This is a genomic window from Microbacterium sp. NPDC055455, assembly GCF_053619935.1.
Genome location: NZ_JBSHLB010000001.1, coordinates 527766 through 544208 on the forward strand (window position 1 = coordinate 527766; position 16443 = coordinate 544208).

Genomic DNA, 16443 nt, shown 5'->3' on the forward strand with positions numbered 1-16443 from the left:
GACTATCCGGCCGGTGACCCCCCGCCCGGCCTCACGTCCGCATCACCTCCGAGGATGCCCATGCGCGATCGCATGCGCGGCACCGAGGACGCGCCCGGGCCACGCCGCGGCCAGTCCTCCAGTCCGTCGACGCCCCCGGCGCCCGCCACGTCCACGCCCGCCCCCGCCGCCCCCTCCTCCGTCGGAGCGTCGACGAAGCCGTCGGCGATCGACGACCGCCGCGACCGGCGCCGTCGCCGCCGCCGGTCGCTGCTGATGTGGACGACGGTCGTGGGCATCGCGGTGCTGGTCGGCTCGATCAGCACCGTGTCCTACGCGATCGTCAGCAATCTCGCCCAGCCGGGTCCCGCCGCGGAGGAGCCGGCGCCCGCCGCACCCGCGGACGCGGCGGTCGAGCTGATCGAGTTCCCGCAGGACGAGCCGGCCGCCGCGGCCGGCGCCGAGCCCTGCACGACGGTGAACGTGCTGTCGTCGTTCGAGAACGCCCAGATGGTCGAGAGTCTCGCCGCCGCGTACAACAGCAGTCCGCGCAACGTGGCCGGCTCGTGCGTCACCGTGACCACCAGCAGGGACAAGTCCGGCGTCGCAGCCGCCGTGGTGGCCGCGGGCTTCCCGAACCTCTCCGACGACCAGAAGCCCGCCGTGTGGCTGCCCGACTCGTCGACGTGGGTCGACGTCGCCCAGGCGGAGGGAGCGACCTCGCTGCGCGCGGAGGGCAGCAGCGTGGCGATCTCCGACATCGTCCTGGCGATGCCCGAGGGCCTGGCCGAGGCGATCGGGTGGGATGCCGAGGCTCCGACGTGGTCCGCCGTGTTCGAGTCCGCCGGCGACGCGGATCTGTGGAGCGGCCTCGGACACCCCGAGTGGGGCGCGTTCAAGCTGGGCAAGACGAGCCCGCTGGTGGCGACGTCGGGCGAGGCGGCCATGTTCGCCTCGTACGGCACCGCGGCCGGCTCGCTCGACGCGCTGACGGCGACCCAGGTCGAGGACCCCGACGTGCAGGCGGTCGTGCACCAGAACGAGCTGACGACGAGCCACTACATGGCGACGCCCGAGCACTTCCTCTGGCATGCGCGCCAGGCGGAGGCATCCGGTTCCGCCGCCGACTTCCTGTCCGCCGTGATCGTCGACGAGAAGTCGGTGTGGGACTACAACCGCGGCATCACCAGCCGCGACGGCGTCACCCGGACGCAGGCCGAGCCGCCGGCGGAGCAGCTGGTGCCGATCTATCCGGCGGACGGCTACTACTCGGCCGACAATCCCGCGGTGCGCCTCACGGGCGCGTGGATCGACCCGGTGGAGTCCGAGGCCGCGGCGGACTTCATCCGCTTCGCGCACACCGCGCAGGGCCAGGCCGCCGTCCGCGCCGCGGGCTACCGCGACCTCAACCGCATGCTCGACGAGAGCGTCGCGCAGGTCGGCCGGCTCGACGTCGCGCAGCGGGGCACGCTCGCGTTCCCCGGCGCCGACGTCGTGACCGCGGTGCAGGCGTCGTTCTCCGAGGTGCGCAAGCGCGCGAACGTCCTGTTCCTCCTCGACGTGTCGGGGTCGATGGACGAGGCGATCTCGCCGTCCGACACGAAGCTGACCCAGGCGCGGAAGGCGATCGACGCGGCGCTCGGACACTTCACCAGCGGCGACGACGTCGGGCTGGCCGCTTTCGCGCAGGCGCCCGACGGCGCGATGGTGCCCGGCCTGGTGTCACCGGTCGCCGACATCGGCGGATCGCGCGATGCATTCCTCGGCGCGCTCGGCGGCCTCTCGTCGATGGGCGACACCCCCCTCTACCAGGCGGTGGACGCCTTCGCGGCGCAGCAGGCCGCGTCGTGGTCGAGCGATCGCATCAATGCGATCGTCCTGCTCAGCGACGGCGAGAACGACGCGCCGAACGCGCCGACGATCGGCGCCGACCAGATGCTCGCGAACCTGGCCGACATGCACCACGACACGCCGGTGCTGATCTTCACGCTCGCGTACGGCGCGGACGCCGACGTGGCGACGCTGCAGTCGATCTCCGGCGCCACCGGAGCCCATTACTACGACGCGACCGACCCGTCCAAGCTCGAGGCCGTGCTCGGCGACCTGGTGACGAGCTTCTGAGACCTGGCGGCCGCCGGGTCGGTCCCGGCGTGGGAGGAGCCGCGGAACCCTCGGCGTCGTCGGTCACCCTCTTCGCGGCAGCGATGAGAGGGCGCGATCGGCAGGGGCGGCGCCGGTGCGCCGTCCCCCGGCCGGTCAGTTCTGAGGACGCGGCCAGGAGTCGGCGAGCTTGGTCAGCAGGCGCGCGAGCTCGGCGCGCTCCTCGTCGGTGAAGGCCGCCAGCGCGGCATCCATCGCCTCCCGGCGCTCGCCCCGGAAGCCGCGCACCAACTGAGCGCCGGTGTCCGTGAGCGCCACCCGGGTGCGGCGTGCGTCGTCGGGGTCGGCCTCGCGCCGCACCAGATCCAGTTGCACGGCCTGCTGCACCAGCCGCGACGCCCGCGGCTGATCCACGCCGACGGCGTCGCCGATCTCGCCGACCGAGAGAGGGTGGGATGCCGCGGCCAGCGCCTCCAGCATCCGCATGCGCGCCGGTCCGCCGATGCGACCGGGGCCGAGCCAGGGCGGTGCGCCGTGGCCGCCCGGCCCTCCGCGCACCCACGGGCCGCGACCCGGGAAGCCGTTCGGGCCGTCGCCGGGAGCTGCGCCCTCCCTGTGGCCGCGCGCGCCGTGCGGTGCGTCGTGCCCGTGGGCGTGCGGACCGCCGTGCGCTCCCTCCGCCCACGGCGGTCGTGGCATCCGTCGACCGCGCAGTCGCGCCAGTGCGGCGGCGATCGCGTCGGACGGGTCGTCGGGGGTGGACGGCATGCCCTCAATTTACATGCGCCTTGACATGTATCCCAAATACATGTCACACTGCATGTACATGCACTTCAACATGTAACGTGCGGCGGCCGCGATCCGCCCCGAAAGGACTTCTCATGAACGACCAGAATGAACAGAACGACCCCGAAGACCACAGCGACTCCCCCGGTTCGACGGACCGTCGCCCCCTCGGCTATTGGCTGCGGGTGGTCGATGGGCTGCTCGACCGCGAGTTCGCCTCGGCGCTCGATGCCGAGGGCATCTCGCGCCGCGACTGGATGGCGCTCAACGTGCTGTCGGGCGACATCGACGCTCCCGAGGTGCGTGAGCGCCTGATCCGCCGGGGCAAGCGCCTGCGCGGGCTCGAGGAGCGCGGCTGGGTGCAGGAGCACGGCGACGGCACCTGGAGCCTGACCGACCTCGGCCGGGCGGAGCGGGAGCGCGTCGGCGCGATCGTCGACGGCATCCGCTCCCGCGTCACCGGCGCGGTGGGCGACGACGCGTACGCGGCGATGACCGCCTCGCTCGAGGCGATCGCCCGCGAGCTGGGCTGGGACGAGGGCGCGGCGCACCGCGAGCGCGGCTTCGGCCGCCCGGGGTTCGGGCGGCCCGGCTTCGGGCGTTTCGGCGGCCCTGGCTTCGGGGGCGGCTTCGGCCCCGGTGTCGGCGGGCGTCCCCGCCCCTTCGAGCCCGACATCCACGACGGCTACGGTCCCAACCTCCACCGCGGGTTCGCGCCCGGGCATCCCGGCCACCCCGCCGAGCGCTTCGACGAGCCGATGCGCGGCGAGCCCCACGCCACGTTCGACGACGGATGCCACGGCCACCACCCCCCGCACGCCCGTCAGGGTCACGCGGGTCACCGCCACGGCGGCCACGGCCACGGCGGTCATCGCCACAGCGGCGGTCGCGCGCAGCGCGCGTACGAGCGCGGCTTCGACGCCGGGTTCGCGCGGGGCCGGGCGGCCGGCGCCGCGTGAGGCGCGGCATCCGTTCCACCACCTACTGACCCCCGAAACACCGCAATCGCGTCGAGACACCATGCCAGCGCGTGGTGTCTCGACGCGTTCGTGGTGTTTCACCTCAAGTTCCTCGCCCGTCCACCCCGAAGCACCGCACGCCGTACGCCGGGCACCGCAGCCGTACGCCGGGCACGCGACGCCGAGCGCCGGGCACCGCCCACGCCCGTCACACGCGCGTCACGCGGGGAGGGCACAATGGGGCGCGTGACACCCACGCCCGCACTGCTCGCCATCTCGCACGGAACGTCGTCGCCCGCCGGGCAGGCGGCTGTCGAGTCGCTCGTGGCGGCGGTCGCCCGGCGACTTCCGGACGTCACGGTGCGGCTCGGCCATGTGGACGTGCAGCAGCCGGATGTCGCGGCATCCCTCGACGGGATCCCTGCGGGCACCCCCGTCGTGATCGTGCCGCTGCTGCTGTCGGCGGGGTACCACGTGCGCGTCGACCTGAAGCAGCAGACCGCCGGGCGGGAAGGCGTCGTGATCGCCCCGGCGCTCGGGCCCGACGCGCGACTGGTCGACGCACTCCTCGCGCGTCTCGAGCCGCTGGCTCCCGGCCCGGCCGACCAGCTGGTGCTCGCCGTCGCCGGCTCCAGCGACGACCGCGCGAACGAGGACTGCCGCGTCACCGCCCGCATGCTCGGGGAGCGGCTCGGACGCGAGGTGACCACCGGCTTCCTCGCCGCCGCCGACCCCCGGCTCGACGCCGCCGTCGCGGCCGCGCAGACCGCGGTGGCCGCGCACGCCGCGGGCGACGGGCCGGGCGCGGTCGTCGTCGCCGACTACCTCATCGCGCCCGGATATTTCCACGATCTCGCGGTCCGGCTGGCGGGCTCCGCCCGGGTGGCGCCTCCGCTGCTCGGCGACGACGAGCCGCCGTCGGCCCTCGTCGACCTGGTGATCGACCGCTACACCGAAGCCGCCGGACTGCCGCACTGAATCACGGCACCCGCAACTGTGTGACGCCCCGTTACGCCGGTTAACGCCCCTTGACACTCGGGTAGGCCCGCGGGCCGCTCGCTTCTAGCCTCACGGAATGGGCTCGATAGAGTCCTGCCCGGGCACGACCCGGGATCGACCCCGGAGGCCACCGTGACCATCAGCGACACCGAAGCGCGTGCAGAGGCGGAGCGCCCGCGCGCAGCCGTGCGCCCCCCGCGCGCGTCGTCGAAGCCCAACGGTCAGTGGAAGATCGACGGCACGACCCCCCTCAACGGCAACGAGGAGTGGAAGCAGGTCGACAACGGACTGAGCGTGCGCGAGCGCATCGAGAACGTCTACTCGAAGGGCGGCTTCGCCTCGATCGACCCGACCGATCTGCACGGCCGGTTCCGCGTGTGGGGCCTCTACACGCAACGCAAGCCCGGCATCGACGGCGGCCGCACCGCGACCCTCACGCCCGAGGAGCTCGAAGACGAGTACTTCATGCTCCGCGTCCGCATCGACGGCGGCCAGCTCACCACCGAGCAGCTGCGCGTCATCGCCGGCATCTCCACCGAGTTCGCGCGCGACACCGCCGACATCACCGACCGTCAGAACATCCAGCTGCACTGGATCCGCGTCGAGGACATCCCCGAGATCTGGCGCCGCCTGGAGGCCGTGGGCCTGTCGACCACGGAGGCGTGCGGCGACGTCCCCCGCGTGATCCTCGGCTCGCCCGTGGCCGGCATCGCCGCCGACGAGCTCATCGACCCGACGCCGCAGATCCACGAGATCACCGCGCGCTTCCTCGGCGACCAGACGCTGGCCAACCTGCCGCGCAAGTTCAAGTCGGCCATCACCGGCCACCCGAGCCAGGACGTCGTGCATGAGATCAACGACGTGGCTTTCGTCGCGGTCGAGCACCCCGAGCTGGGCATCGGCTACGACCTGTGGGTCGGCGGCGCGCTCTCGACGACCCCGCGCCTGGGCGAGCGCCTCGGCACGTTCGTGCGGCCGGACCAGGTGGCGGATGCCTGGCACGGCGTCACCCAGATCTTCCGCGACTACGGCTACCGGCGCCTGCGCAACAAGGCGCGTCTGAAGTTCCTGCTCGCCGAGTGGGGAACCGAGAAGTTCCGCCAGGTGCTGCAGGACGAGTACCTCGGCTACGAGCTTCCCGACGGCCCCGCCCCTGCGCGGCCGCAGACGATCGGCGACCACGTCGGCGTGCACGAGCAGAAGGACGGCCGCTTCTACATCGGCGTCACCCCGATCGTCGGGCGGGTCTCGGGTCCGGCCCTCGCGAAGCTCGCCGATGTCATCGAGGCGCACGGCTCGACGCGCCTGCGCACCACGCCGCACCAGAAGCTCGTGATCCTCGACGTTCCCGCCGAGAACGTCGAGCCGCTCGTCGGCGAGCTCGACGCCCTCGGGCTGCAGGCGCGTCCCAGCCTCATCCGCCGCGGCACGATCGCGTGCACCGGCATCGAGTTCTGCAAGCTCGCGATCGTCGAGACGAAGGTCAACGCGACCGCCGCCGTACTCGACCTCGAGAAGCGTCTCGACCGGTTCGAGCTGCCGCATCCGATCTCGCTCCACGTCAACGGCTGCCCCAACTCCTGCGCGCGCATCCAGACCGCCGACATCGGCCTGAAGGGCCAGCTCGTCACGATCGACGGCGAGCAGGTTCCCGGGTACCAGGTGCACCTCGGCGGCGGCCTGGCCTCGCAGGACCGCGACGAGCCCGGCCTCGGCCGCACCGTCCGCGGCCTGAAGGTGGCCGCCGACGGCATCGCCGACTACGTCGAGCGCGTCGTGACCCGCTTCCTCGCCGACCGCGAGGCCGGCGAGACGTTCGCCCAGTGGGCGCACCGCGCCGAGGAGGAGGCCCTGCAGTGACCGTCTCCCTCGCACCCCGCATCGCCGTCAAGCGCACGCGCGAAGAGCTCGAGGCCCTCGCCGAGCAGGGCAACCTCGAGCTCGGCAGCCTGACCGACCACGAGGCATCCGCCGCGGAGGTCGTCGCGTGGGTCGCGCGGAATTTCGGGACGGATGCCGCCGCCGTCGCCTGCTCGATGGCCGACGCCGCCCTGCCGCACCTCGTGGCGGAGCAGCTCCCGGGCGTGGACGTGCTGTTCCTCGACACCGGGTACCACTTCACCGAGACCTACGCGACGCGCGATGAGGTGCAGCGCGCGCTCGACGTGCGGATCGTGGACATCACGCCCGACCAGACCGTCGCCGAGCAGGACGCCGAGTTCGGCGCGAAGCTCTTCGAGCGGGACCCGGGCCTGTGCTGCGCCCGCCGCAAGGTCGCACCCCTCCAGCAGGCGCTCGGCGGGTACGAGGTGTGGTTCACGGGCGTCCGTCGCGACGAGGCCCCCACCCGCACCAACACTCCCCTCGTGACGTGGGACGAGCGCAACGGGCTCGTGAAGGTGAACCCGGTCGCGGCCTGGAGCTTCGACGACGTGCTCTCGTACGCCGCGGCGCACAAGGCGCCGGTGAACCTGCTCGTCGGGTTCGGCTACCCCTCGATCGGCTGCGAGCCGTGCACGAAGCCGGTCGCCCCCGGCGAAGACCCCCGGTCCGGCCGCTGGGCCGGCTCCGCCAAGACCGAATGCGGGCTCCACGAATGACTGATCTCGATACGGCTCCCACCTCGCCCGCTCGATCGGCGGCGGAAGCGTCCGCCGCCCTGTCCACGCTCGACCTGCTCGAGGCGGAGGCCATCCACGTCATCCGCGAGGTCGTCGCCGAGTTCGAGCGCCCGGTGCTGCTGTTCTCCGGCGGCAAGGACTCCGTCGTCGTGCTGCACCTGGCGACCAAGGCGTTCGCGCCCGGCCGCGTGCCGTTCCCGGTGCTGCACGTCGACACCGGCCACAACTTCCCCGAGGTCATCGCCTTCCGCGACGAGACCGTCGAGCGTCTCGGCATCCGTCTCGAGGTCGCGAGCGTGCAGGACTACATCGACGACGGACGCCTCCAGGAGCGCGCCGACGGCACCCGCAACCCCCTGCAGACGCTGCCGCTGCTCGACGCGATCGCCGCCGGGCGCCACGACGCCGTCTTCGGTGGGGCGCGCCGCGACGAGGACAAGGCCCGCGCCAAGGAGCGCATCATCTCGCTGCGCGACGAGTTCGGCCAGTGGGATCCGCGCAACCAGCGCCCGGAGCTGTGGAGCCTGTACAACGGCCGCCACACGCCCGGTCAGCATGTGCGCGCCTTCCCGATCTCGAACTGGACCGAGCTCGACGTCTGGCGCTACATCGAGCGCGAGGGGATCGCGCTGCCGCCGCTGTACTTCGCGCACGAGCGCGACGTGTACGCCCGCGACGGCATGTGGCGCCCCGTCGGCCCGTTCTCGCCGCCCCGCGAGGACGAGACCGTCGAGCGCCGCACGGTGCGCTACCGCACGGTCGGCGACATGAGCTGCACCGGAGCGGTGGAATCGGATGCCGCGGACCTCGCCGCCATCGTCGCCGAGGTCGCCGTCTCCACCCTCACCGAACGCGGCGCCACGCGCGCCGACGACCGCCTCAGCGAGGCGGCCATGGAGGACCGCAAGAAGGACGGGTACTTCTGATGCTGGATCTCGACACGCCTCACTCCCCGGCTCTCGACGCCGCGGGGACCGGCACGCCCACGCTGTTCCGGTTCGCGACGGCCGGCTCGGTCGATGACGGCAAGTCGACGCTCGTCGGCCGGCTGCTGCACGACTCGAAGGCGATCCTCGCCGATCAGCTCGAGCAGGTCGCCCGCACGTCGGCGGACCGCGGCTTCGCGCACGGCGACTTCGACTTCGCGCTCCTCACCGACGGCCTGCGCGCCGAGCGCGAGCAGGGCATCACGATCGACGTCGCCTACCGCTACTTCTCGACCGGCGCGCGGTCGTTCATCCTCGCCGACTGCCCGGGCCACGTGCAGTACACGCGCAACATGGTGACCGGCGCGACGACCGCCGACGCGGTCGTGGTGCTCGTCGATGCACGCAAGGGCGTCGTCGAGCAGACCAAGCGCCACCTCGCCGTCGTCGCCCTCCTGCGCGTGCCGCACGTGATCGTCGCGGTCAACAAGATCGACCTCGTGGCCTTCTCGCCGGAGATCTTCGCCGATGTGTCCGCCCAGGCCGAGGCGGTGGCGACCGAGCTCGGCATCGCGGATCTGCACGTCATCCCGGTCTCGGCGCTCGAGGGTGACAACATCGTCGAGCGGTCCGAGCGCACACCCTGGTACGAGGGGCCGGCTCTCCTCGGGCTGCTCGAGACGCTTCCGACCGCCGACGTCGAGCGCGACCTCGAGCCGCTGCGGCTGCCCGTCCAGCTCGTGCTGCGCCCGCAGGGCGGGCTCGCCCCCGGCATCGCCCCCGACGAGGCGGAGCGCCTGCGCGACTACCGTGCCGTCGCGGGTCGGATCTCGAGCGGCGTCGTGCGCGTCGGCGATCGCGTGGAGGTCTTCCCGGCGGGCAGCGCCACCACCGTCACCGGCATCCGCTCGGCCGGCGTCGAGGTCGACGAGGCGACGGCGCCGCAGTCCGTCTCGCTCGAGTTCGAGGACGACATCGACACCGCACGCGGCGCCCTCGTCGTCGCCGCCGGCTCACTGCCCCGGGCTCGTCGCGAGTTCGACGCGGAGCTCTTCCAGCTCGACGCGCGGGCGCTGGTCCCCGGCATCCGCGTGCTCATCAAGCACGGCACCGCGACCGTGCAGGCGATCGTCGCGCAGATCGAGTCCCGCTACGACCTCGACGCGCTGGTGCACGAGCCGGCGCAGACGCTCGAGACCAACGACATCGGCCGCGTGCGGCTGCGGCTGGCGGCCGACCTGCCGCTCGAGCCGTACCGCGACAGCCGCCACGGGGGCTCGTTCCTCGTCATCCATCCGTCCGACGGCGCGACCCTCGCCGCCGGCATCGTGCGCGACTGACCGAGTCCGGCATCCGCCCGCACCCGCACCACCCACCCCTGACCCGAACCACCGAACCGAAGGAGGCGACACCGTGAACACAATCCGCACCATGACGACGATCACAACCCTGGGACTCGTGGCGGCGATGATGTCGGGCTGCGCCTCCGCCGCGGCAGAGGCCGGAGACGGCGGCGCCCCGGTGACGGAGCTGCGTCTCGGGTACTTCGCGAACGTCACGCATGCCCCCGCGCTCGTCGGGCTCGAGGAGGGGCTGTTCGCCGACGCGCTCGGCGACGTCGAGGTGACCACGCAGGTCTTCAACGCGGGGCCCGCCGCCATCGAGGCGCTGTCGGCAGGCGCCATCGACGCCACCTACATCGGCCCCAACCCGTCGATCAACACGTTCATCCAGTCCGGCGGCGAGTCCGCCCGCATCGTCGCCGGCGCGGCGACCGGTGGCGCAGCCCTCGTGGTCCGCGACGGCATCGACGAGCCGGCCGACCTCGACGGCGCGACGATCGCGACGCCGCAGCTCGGCAACACGCAGGACGTCTCGGCGCGGGTCTGGCTGGCCGACGAGGGGTTCGAGACCGACACCTCCGGCGGCGGCGACGTGCAGATCACGCCGACCGACAACGCCCAGACACTGACGCTGTTCCAGGACGGTCAGGTCGACGGCGCCTGGGTGCCGGAGCCCTGGGTATCGCGCCTGGTGATCGACGCCGGCGCGCACGTGCTGCAGGACGAGGCCGACCTGTGGCAGGACGGCGAGTTCCCGACCACCGTGCTGCTGGTGCGCAAGGACTTCCTCGATCAGCATCCCGACGTGGTGGCAGACCTCCTGACCGGCCACGCGGCCGCCGTGCAGTGGATCGCCGACAACCCCGGCGACGCGCCGGCGGTCATCAACGGCGCCATCGAGGACGAGACCGGAAAGCCGCTGGCGGACGCGGTGATCGAACGCGCTCTCGAGCACGTGACGTTCTCGGTCGACCCGCACGCCGACGCCTTCGAGACGCTCGTCGAGAACGGCATCCAGGCAGGCACGCAGAAGGCGGGTTCGATCGAGGGCCTGTTCGACCTGACCCTGCTCAACGACCAGCTGACGGCGGCCGGCGGCGAGCCCGTCTCGGCCGCAGGACTCGGCGAGGACTGACATGAGCACCGCACCCGCTTCCGCCTCCGGCGCCGCGCAGGGCTCGAAGGCCCGCGTGCCGGCCGCTCCGGAGACGGGCGCGCCCGCCTCCGCGGGCACGCCTTTCACGCCGAGCTTCGACAGCGTCGCGCCGGTCCCCGTGCCCGCTCCGGCCGTCGCGCCCGCCGTGCGGATCGACGCGGTGTCCAAGCGGTTCGGCTCCGGCCCGGTCGTGCTCGACGACGTGTCGCTCGACATCGCCCCCGGGGAGTTCGTGTGCCTGCTGGGGGCGTCCGGGTGCGGCAAGTCCACGCTCCTGAACCTCATCGCCGGGCTCGATCGCCCGAGCGCCGGCCGCATCGAGACCCCCGACGAGGGCTCGGCCGTCATGTTCCAGGAGTCGGCGCTCATGCCGTGGCTGACCGCCCGCAAGAACGTCGAACTGGCGCTCCGCCTGCGAGGCGTGCCGCGCGGCGAGCGTCGCGAGAAGGCGCTCGCGCTCCTGGACACCGTGAACCTCGCGGATGCCGCCGACAAGCGCCCGCACGAACTCTCCGGCGGCATGCGCCAGCGCGTCGCGCTCGCACGCGCCCTCGCGCAGGACCGGCCCGTGCTGCTGATGGACGAGCCGTTCGCGGCACTCGACGCCATCACCCGCGACCTCCTCCACGAGGAGCTCGAGCGCGTGTGGCGCGCCACCGGTCGCACCATCGTGTTCGTCACGCACAACGTGCGGGAGGCTGCCCGCCTCGGCCAGCGCGTCGTGCTGATGGGCAGTCGTCCCGGCCGCATCGTGCAGCAGTGGCAGATCGCGAAGACCACCGGGCGCCGCATCGAGTCGCCCGAGGTCGCCGCTCTCTCGGTGGAGATCACCGACCAGCTGCGGAAGGAGATCCGCCGCAATGCCGCATGACAGCCTGACCGTTCCGAAGACGGATGCCGCGGCATCCGTCACCTCCGACGATCTGCGCTCGCTCGAGGCGGGCCTGGACCGGCTGCAGACCGACGCGGCCTCGGGCACCGGACGCTGGCGCCGTGTCGCCCAGAGCGTCGTGCCGCCGATCGTCTTCCTCGTGCTGCTGATCGTCGCCTGGCAGCTGTACGTCGTCATCGCCGACCCGCGGCCCGACAAGGTTCCGAGTCCCGTGGACGTGTGGAACGCGCTGGGCCTGGCGTGGGAGACCGGTCGCCTGCAGGAGGCCGTCGCGACCAGCCTCGAGCGCGGGGTCGCCGGCTTCCTCATCGCGATCGTCGTCGGCACACCCATCGGGCTGCTTCTCGCCGAGGTGCGCCCGATCCGCCGCGCGGTCGGACCGATCATCTCGGGCCTGCAGGTGCTGCCGTCGGTGGCCTGGGTGCCCGCTGCGATCATCTGGTTCGGCCTGTCCGACGCGACCGTCTACTTCGTCATCCTCATGGGCGCCATCCCGTCGATCGTGAACGGCCTCATCGCCGGCATCGACCAGGTGCCTCCGCAGCTGCGGCGCGTCGGCACGGTGCTCGGCGCCTCGCGCTGGCAGCTGGCCACCGCCGTCATCCTGCCCGCCGCGCTGCCCGGCTACCTCGCCGGACTCAAGCAGGGATGGGCGTTCTCGTGGCGCTCGCTGATGGCGGCCGAGATCATCGCGACGGGCGGCTCCATCGGCTTCGGCCTGGGCTCGATGCTCGACCAGTCGCGGGAGCTCGCCGACATGGCCGGGGTCCTCGCCACCATCATCCTCATCCTGGCCATCGGCATCCTCATCGAGCTCGTCTTCTTCGGGCCGCTGGAGCGCCGCATGCTGAAGCGCCGTGGCCTGCTCATCACGGGAGGTGCCCGATGACCGGCCGCCCCGAGCCCCTCGAGTCACTCGAGTCCCTCGACCCCTCCTTCCCCGGATCCGGAAATCGGACATCCGCACGTTTTCCGGAGCATCCGGCCGGGGAGGTCCGGAAACACGCCGAATCTCCGAATTCCGGAGCGACGGATGCGACAGATGCCGCGGATGCGACGGATGCCACGGATGCCACGGATGCCACGGGGGCTACGGATGCCACGGCCGACGCCACCACGACCGGGACGGTCTGGCTGGTCGGGGCCGGGCCGGGCGACGCCGGGCTGCTCACCGTCAAGGGCCTGCGCGCCCTCGAAGCGGCCGACGTGATCGTCGCGGACCGGCTCGGCGCGCGCGCCGTGCTCGAGGGGCTCGCCGCCGACGGCGTCGAGCTGCGGGCGGAGGTCGTCGACGTCGGCAAGACGCCGGGCCACCACGCCGTGCCGCAGGACGCCATCAACGCCCTCCTGGTGCAGCTCGCCCTCGACGGCAAGACGGTCGTCCGCCTCAAGGGCGGAGACCCGTACGTCTTCGGGCGCGGCGGCGAGGAGCTCTTCGCCTGCCAGGAGGCGGGCGTCCCCGTCCAGGTCGTGCCGGGGATCACCAGCGCGATCTCGGTGCCCGCGATCGCCGGCATCCCGCTCACCCACCGCGGCGTGGCCACCGCGTTCACGGTCGCCACCGCGCACGACCAGATCGAGTCCCTCGGCGGCGGCCGCGACCACACCGTCGTGCTGCTCATGGGGATCGGCACCCTGGCGAACTCCGCGATCATCCTCGCCCGCGGCGAGCGCGGCGCGGACTGCCCGGTGGCGGTCGTCGAGGACGGCTACGGACCTCGCCAGCGCGTCACCGTCGGCACACTCGCCACGATCGCCCACCAGGCCGCGGAGCGAGGCATCCGCTCCCCCGCCGTCGTGGTCGTGGGCGACGTCGTGCGGCTCAGCCCGTACGCCCCCGCGGAACTCGCCACCCTCGAACTCACCCACTTCGACCCCCTCGCCGTCCCCGGCACCTCCCGAAAGGCCCCCACGCAGTGACCTCTTCGAGCCTCCAGAACCTCCGCGTCGCGATCGTCGGCGCCGGTCCCGCCGGCATCTACGCGGGCAACATCCTCACCAACGCCGTGAACGACGCCGGCGGCTCGGTCGCGATCGATCTGTTCGAGTCGCTTCCCGCGCCCTACGGCCTCATCCGCTACGGCGTCGCACCCGACCACCCGCGCATCAAGGGCATCGTCAACTCGCTCCACGAGATGCTCGACGCCGGAACCACCCGGTTCATCGGCAACGTCGAGGTCGGCCGCGACATCGCGCTGGAGGAGCTGCACGAGCGGTACGACGCCGTGATCCTCGCCACCGGGGCCATCCGCGACGCGGCCCTCGACATCCCCGGCATCGACCTGCCCGGATCGTTCGGCGCCGCGGACTTCGTCGCCTGGTTCGACGGACACCCCGACGTGCCCACCGAGTGGACGCTCGACCAGCGCGAGGTCGCCGTCATCGGCAATGGCAACGTCGCGCTCGACGTCGCCCGCATCCTCGCCAAGCACGCCGTGGACCTCCGCTCGACCGAGATCGCCGACAATGTGCTCGCGGGCCTGGAGGCATCCGCCGTCACCGACGTGCACGTGTTCGGCCGCCGCGGCCCCGCCGACATCAAGTTCACGCCGATCGAGCTGCGCGAGCTCGGCGAGGTGCCGGACGTCGACATCGTCGTGCACGACGAGGACTTCGCCTACCTCGAAGGCCTCACGCCGGCCAACAACCAGCTGAAGGTCATGCTCCGCATCCTCGAGAGCTGGCGCACGCGCGAGTCCACGGGGGCCAGCCGCCGCCTGCACCTGCACTTCTACCACTCGCCCGTCGAGGTGCTCGGCGACGGCAAGGTCGAGGGGCTGCGCTTCGAGCGCACCGAGCCGACGGGGGACGGGCGCGTGCGCGGCACGGGCGAGTTCCGCGAGTACCCGGTTCAGCAGGTGTACCGCGCCGTCGGCTACTACGGCACCCCGGTGATCGACGCGCCGTTCGACGAGAAGGCCGGCGTCGTCTCGAATGTCGAAGGACGGGTGACGGATGCCGCGACCACCGGCGACGCCGACGCTCCGGTGGTCCCGGGCCTCTACGCGACCGGCTGGATCAAGCGCGGACCGGTCGGGCTCATCGGCCACACCAAGTCCGACGCCATGGAGACCATCGCGCACCTCGTCGCCGACATCGAGGCGGGGCGGCTCTCGGCCCCCGCGGTGGCCGGCGACGTGCTGAACCTGCTCGACGAGCGCGAGGTCGCGTACACGACGTGGGAGGGCTGGCTGGCCCTGGACGCGCACGAGCGGGAGCTCGGAGCGAACCACCTCCACACGCGGGAGCGCGTGAAGGTCGTTCCGCGCGACGAGCAGGTCGGCATCTCGCGGGGAGCGCTCGTCCGGTGACGTACGTGATCGCACTGCCGTGCGTCGATGTGAAGGACCGCGCCTGCATCGACGAGTGCCCGGTCGACTGCATCTACGAGGGCGAGCGGTCGCTGTACATCCACCCCGACGAGTGCGTCGACTGCGGGGCCTGCGAGCCGGTCTGCCCGGTCGAGGCCATCTACTACGAGGACGACCTGCCCGACCAGTGGCAGGACTATTACACCGCGAACGTGGAGTTCTTCGACGACATCGGCTCGCCGGGCGGCGCCGCGAAGACCGGCGTGATCGCGAAGGACCACCCGATCATCGCCGCCCTCCCTCCCCAAGGAGACGGTCATGACTGACCCCGCACCCGCAACCGACGCCCCGCCGGCCGAGGTCGACGTGGTCATCGTCGGCGGGGGCCCGGCCGGGCTCTCCGCCGCGCTCAACCTCGGTCGTGCCCGCGCCTCCGTGGCGGTCATCGACGCCGGTAGGCCCCGCAACGCGGCGACGCTGCGATCGCACGGCTTCCTCACGCGCGACGGCATCCCCCCGCTCGAGCTGCGCAAGCTCGCGCGGGCGGAGCTCGCCGCCTACCCCGACGTGCGGGTGTACGACCGCACGGTCGTGACGGCGCTGCTGGAGAAGGACTGCGGCGACGGACGCCGCTTCATCGCCGCGCTGAGCGGGCGCGGCTCGGGCATCCCTCCCGCCGTCTCGGCCCGCTCGGTGCTCGTGGCCACCGGCCTCCGCGAGACGCTGCCCGACATCCCGAGCCTCCGCGCGTTCTACGGGATGACCGTGTTCAGCTGCGCCGCGTGCGACGCGTGGGAGCTGCAGGACCGCCCGCTCGCGCTCATCGGCGAGACGCCCGATCTGGCCGCCCGGGCGCGGCTGATCGCCCGCTGGACCGACCGGCTCACCGTCTTCACCAACGGGTCGGACGCCGTCGACACGGTCGAGGAGGCCGAGCTCGCGGCATCCGGGATCATCGTCGAGCGTCGCGTCATCGACGACCTCGAGGGCGACAAGGGCGCCGTGTCGGCGGTGCGCCTGCACGGCGGTGACCGCGTCGAGATCGACGGCGGGTTCGTGCGCCCGCAGTGGCACCCCGCGCTGGACTTCGTCGCCGGCATCGACCTCGAGCGCGACGGGTTCGGCAACCTGGTCACGGATCGCTCCGGCCGCACGTCCGTGGCGGGCCTGTATGCGGCGGGGGATGCCGCGTCCCCCGGTCCGCAGCAGCTCATCGTCGCCGCGGGGCAGGGCGCGCGCGCGGCGGCCGTGCTCGTCCACGACCTCGTCGGGGTGCGCACCGCCCACTGATCACGGTCATCCGCGCGGCGCCACCGCTCGCGGGATTCCCGCCCCGCGGCGGCGCGTCACGGGATGTTCACGGTCCGGCCA

Annotated in this window: 15 protein-coding genes; 14 read left to right on the forward strand and 1 reads right to left on the reverse strand. The window is 72.6% G+C overall.

The features are described 5' to 3' along the window. Positions 1 to 60: 60 nt before the first annotated feature. Positions 61 to 2100, forward strand: coding sequence for a substrate-binding domain-containing protein (locus tag ACWGUG_RS02275; protein ID WP_452323707.1), 2040 nt, complete (start codon positions 61 to 63; stop codon positions 2098 to 2100). Positions 2101 to 2235: 135 nt separating this feature from the next. Here the strand turns inward: ACWGUG_RS02275 and ACWGUG_RS02280 are convergent, their stop codons facing one another. Then, positions 2236 to 2847: a MarR family winged helix-turn-helix transcriptional regulator gene (locus ACWGUG_RS02280; protein WP_452323708.1), complete on the reverse strand. Its 612-nt coding sequence runs from the start codon at positions 2845 to 2847 to the stop codon at positions 2236 to 2238. A gap of 113 nt (positions 2848 to 2960) precedes the next feature. Here ACWGUG_RS02280 and ACWGUG_RS02285 point away from each other — a divergent pair, with 113 nt between their 5' ends. The 13 genes from ACWGUG_RS02285 to ACWGUG_RS02345 all read left to right on the forward strand — a co-directional run bounded on the left by ACWGUG_RS02285 (position 2961) and on the right by ACWGUG_RS02345 (position 16362). After that, positions 2961 to 3824, forward strand: coding sequence for a MarR family winged helix-turn-helix transcriptional regulator (locus ACWGUG_RS02285; protein WP_452323709.1), 864 nt, complete (start codon positions 2961 to 2963; stop codon positions 3822 to 3824). A 237-nt stretch (positions 3825 to 4061) separates the two neighbouring features. After that, positions 4062 to 4802, forward strand: coding sequence for a sirohydrochlorin chelatase (locus tag ACWGUG_RS02290; RefSeq protein WP_452323710.1), 741 nt, complete (start codon positions 4062 to 4064; stop codon positions 4800 to 4802). A 153-nt stretch (positions 4803 to 4955) separates the two neighbouring features. Further along, complete coding sequence (locus tag ACWGUG_RS02295) at positions 4956 to 6683, forward strand: nitrite/sulfite reductase (protein ID WP_452323711.1); 1728 nt, start codon at positions 4956 to 4958, stop codon at positions 6681 to 6683. Next, complete coding sequence (locus tag ACWGUG_RS02300; RefSeq protein ID WP_452323712.1) at positions 6680 to 7423, forward strand: phosphoadenylyl-sulfate reductase; 744 nt, start codon at positions 6680 to 6682, stop codon at positions 7421 to 7423. Before ACWGUG_RS02295 ends, ACWGUG_RS02300 begins: the two co-directional genes overlap by 4 nt. Then, on the forward strand, positions 7420 to 8370 hold the full coding sequence (cysD, locus tag ACWGUG_RS02305; RefSeq protein ID WP_452323713.1) for a sulfate adenylyltransferase subunit CysD: 951 nt from the start codon (positions 7420 to 7422) through the stop codon (positions 8368 to 8370). Before ACWGUG_RS02300 ends, cysD begins: the two co-directional genes overlap by 4 nt. Beyond that, on the forward strand, positions 8370 to 9710 hold the full coding sequence (locus ACWGUG_RS02310; protein WP_452323714.1) for a sulfate adenylyltransferase subunit 1: 1341 nt from the start codon (positions 8370 to 8372) through the stop codon (positions 9708 to 9710). The genes cysD and ACWGUG_RS02310 overlap by 1 nt, the downstream gene beginning before the upstream one ends. A 91-nt stretch (positions 9711 to 9801) precedes the next feature. After that, complete coding sequence (locus ACWGUG_RS02315) at positions 9802 to 10848, forward strand: aliphatic sulfonate ABC transporter substrate-binding protein (RefSeq protein ID WP_452323715.1); 1047 nt, start codon at positions 9802 to 9804, stop codon at positions 10846 to 10848. A 1-nt stretch (position 10849) separates the two neighbouring features. Beyond that, entirely contained in the window at positions 10850 to 11740 is an 891-nt protein-coding gene (locus tag ACWGUG_RS02320; protein ID WP_452323716.1) for an ABC transporter ATP-binding protein, read from the forward strand. Then, the gene (locus ACWGUG_RS02325; protein WP_452323717.1) at positions 11730 to 12650 is read left to right on the forward strand and encodes an ABC transporter permease; all 921 of its coding nucleotides are present in this window, start codon (positions 11730 to 11732) and stop codon (positions 12648 to 12650) included. Before ACWGUG_RS02320 ends, ACWGUG_RS02325 begins: the two co-directional genes overlap by 11 nt. Continuing rightward, complete coding sequence (gene cobA, locus ACWGUG_RS02330; protein WP_452323718.1) at positions 12647 to 13681, forward strand: uroporphyrinogen-III C-methyltransferase; 1035 nt, start codon at positions 12647 to 12649, stop codon at positions 13679 to 13681. The genes ACWGUG_RS02325 and cobA overlap by 4 nt, the downstream gene beginning before the upstream one ends. Beyond that, complete coding sequence (locus ACWGUG_RS02335) at positions 13678 to 15072, forward strand: FAD-dependent oxidoreductase (RefSeq protein WP_336394141.1); 1395 nt, start codon at positions 13678 to 13680, stop codon at positions 15070 to 15072. Before cobA ends, ACWGUG_RS02335 begins: the two co-directional genes overlap by 4 nt. Beyond that, a complete protein-coding gene (gene fdxA / locus ACWGUG_RS02340) occupies positions 15069 to 15398 on the forward strand; it encodes a ferredoxin (protein WP_336394140.1) in 330 nt (109 codons plus the stop codon). The genes ACWGUG_RS02335 and fdxA overlap by 4 nt, the downstream gene beginning before the upstream one ends. Beyond that, positions 15391 to 16362: an NAD(P)/FAD-dependent oxidoreductase gene (locus ACWGUG_RS02345; RefSeq protein WP_452323719.1), complete on the forward strand. Its 972-nt coding sequence runs from the start codon at positions 15391 to 15393 to the stop codon at positions 16360 to 16362. Before fdxA ends, ACWGUG_RS02345 begins: the two co-directional genes overlap by 8 nt. The last annotated feature ends 81 nt before the right edge of the window (positions 16363 to 16443 follow it).

Coding starts and splice junctions, on each gene's coding strand:
- ACWGUG_RS02310 (WP_452323714.1), top strand. CDS start 8,370: ATGCTGGATCTCGACACGCCTCACTCCCCGGCTCTCGACGCCGCGGGG.
- ACWGUG_RS02290 (WP_452323710.1), top strand. CDS start 4,062: ATGGGGCGCGTGACACCCACGCCCGCACTGCTCGCCATCTCGCACGGA.
- cobA (WP_452323718.1), top strand. CDS start 12,647: ATGACCGGCCGCCCCGAGCCCCTCGAGTCACTCGAGTCCCTCGACCCC.
- ACWGUG_RS02275 (WP_452323707.1), top strand. CDS start 61: ATGCGCGATCGCATGCGCGGCACCGAGGACGCGCCCGGGCCACGCCGC.
- cysD (WP_452323713.1), top strand. CDS start 7,420: ATGACTGATCTCGATACGGCTCCCACCTCGCCCGCTCGATCGGCGGCG.
- ACWGUG_RS02320 (WP_452323716.1), top strand. CDS start 10,850: ATGAGCACCGCACCCGCTTCCGCCTCCGGCGCCGCGCAGGGCTCGAAG.
- ACWGUG_RS02325 (WP_452323717.1), top strand. CDS start 11,730: ATGCCGCATGACAGCCTGACCGTTCCGAAGACGGATGCCGCGGCATCC.
- ACWGUG_RS02280 (WP_452323708.1), bottom strand. CDS start 2,847: ATGCCGTCCACCCCCGACGACCCGTCCGACGCGATCGCCGCCGCACTG.
- ACWGUG_RS02345 (WP_452323719.1), top strand. CDS start 15,391: ATGACTGACCCCGCACCCGCAACCGACGCCCCGCCGGCCGAGGTCGAC.
- ACWGUG_RS02285 (WP_452323709.1), top strand. CDS start 2,961: ATGAACGACCAGAATGAACAGAACGACCCCGAAGACCACAGCGACTCC.
- ACWGUG_RS02315 (WP_452323715.1), top strand. CDS start 9,802: ATGACGACGATCACAACCCTGGGACTCGTGGCGGCGATGATGTCGGGC.